The following is a 1,446-nucleotide window of genomic DNA, read 5'->3' on the forward strand; positions in this document are numbered from 1 at the left end:
CGTCGTCCTCGACATGGAGAATCTTCGGCCTCTGCTCGGTTCTGCCAGCAAGGATCTTGGCGAGAGCCGCGTGAAGCCGTTTCGAATCCACCGGCTTCTCCAGCCAGTCGACGATACCGACGGCGCTGCCGTTGAGCGAGCGCCTGGCCTCATCGGCAACGGCGGAGATGACGATGACCGAAATGTCGGAATTCACCGGCGATGCCCTAATGTCGTGGAAGAGTTTGATGCCGGATTCCCCCGCCAGCTTGATGTCGAGGGTCAAGGCCACGTATTCGCGGGACCGCAGAAGCGCCTTTGCGGTGGCGATATCGGGTGCGACGTCGCTGGAAAAGCCCTTCCGCATCCAAGAGTGCCGCAATCACTGCGGCGACGTCGGTCTCGTCTTCACAGATCAGAACCCGTAGGCGCCCATCGGGCTTCCGCGTCAGGTGCGGTGGCGGATACGGCCTTGGGTGGTGCCTGCGTACTTCTGCAAGGTCCACGTGGAACGAGGTTCCCTTGCCTTCCTCGGTTTCGAAGGAAACGGCTCCGCCCAGTTTTTCGGTAATGGCCTTGACGATGCTCAAGCCTAGGCCGGTGCCGCCTATCTTACGGGTGCTGGAGGCGTCGGCCTGCTCGAACTTTCCGAATATACGGCTGCGGAAAGCCTCCGGGATGCCAGCGCCCTGGTCCATCACGGAAATCCGCAGCATGTCGTGGTCATGACGCTGGAATTTCACTGTGACAGTACCGTCGGCATGCGAGAACTTGATCGCATTCGACAGGAGGTTCGCCATCACCTGATGCAGGCGATCCGGATCGATGTTGGCCTCGGCGCGCGGCGCATCGTCGATCAGAACGATCCTGATCCGGCTGTCAGCCATGTAGTTGGAGCTGGCGGCAATGGCCTGCTCCAGGACCTGACGGACAGGCATCTGCTTGATCTTGAAGGTGATCACGCCCGATTCGATCTTCTCCATATCCAGAATGTCGTTGATGAGAAGAACCAGCCTTTCGCTATTGGTGTGCGCGATGTTGACGAGATTGGCGGCCTTGGGCGGCAGTTCGCCGGCCACACCGGCCGCAATCAGCCCAAGCGAGCCGCGGATGGAGGTCAGCGGGGTGCGCAATTCGTGGCTGACCGTGGAAATGAAATCATTCTTGAGCTGCGCGGTGCGCTTCTGCTCGGTGATGTCGCGATTGTAGGTGATGACGCCGACGATCTTCCCGGCCTCGTCGCGGAAAGGGGCCTTGAGCGTGTAGAGCCAACCTTGCCGGCCATCCGGGAAAAGCGCGGGCTGGTCGATCCGCAACGTCTGCCCGGCCTCCAGCGCGCCCATCTCATCCTGCCGGAAGCGTTCGGCCACCTCCCTGGGGTAGAAATCGAAATCCGTCTTGCCGATCAGATCGTCGACCGAAGCGGCGCGAACCATTTCGGCGGTGGCGGGGTTGGCGGCGATGAAG

The 1,446-nt window shown here is 61.1% G+C and carries 2 protein-coding genes; both read right to left on the reverse strand.

The annotated features are described in order from the left end of the window. Positions 1-310: response regulator (locus EOB49_RS38270; RefSeq protein WP_245472969.1), on the reverse strand; the 310-nt coding region annotated here is incomplete at its 3' end. Next, the coding region (locus tag EOB49_RS33855; RefSeq protein WP_245472968.1) for an ATP-binding protein at positions 207-1,446 on the reverse strand (1,240 nt) is incomplete at its 5' end. The genes EOB49_RS33855 and EOB49_RS38270, both read right to left, overlap by 104 nt.

Origin of the sequence: Mesorhizobium sp. M7A.F.Ca.MR.148.00.0.0 (assembly GCF_003997735.1) — a bacterium.
In the GTDB taxonomy this organism is placed as follows: domain Bacteria; phylum Pseudomonadota; class Alphaproteobacteria; order Rhizobiales; family Rhizobiaceae; genus Mesorhizobium.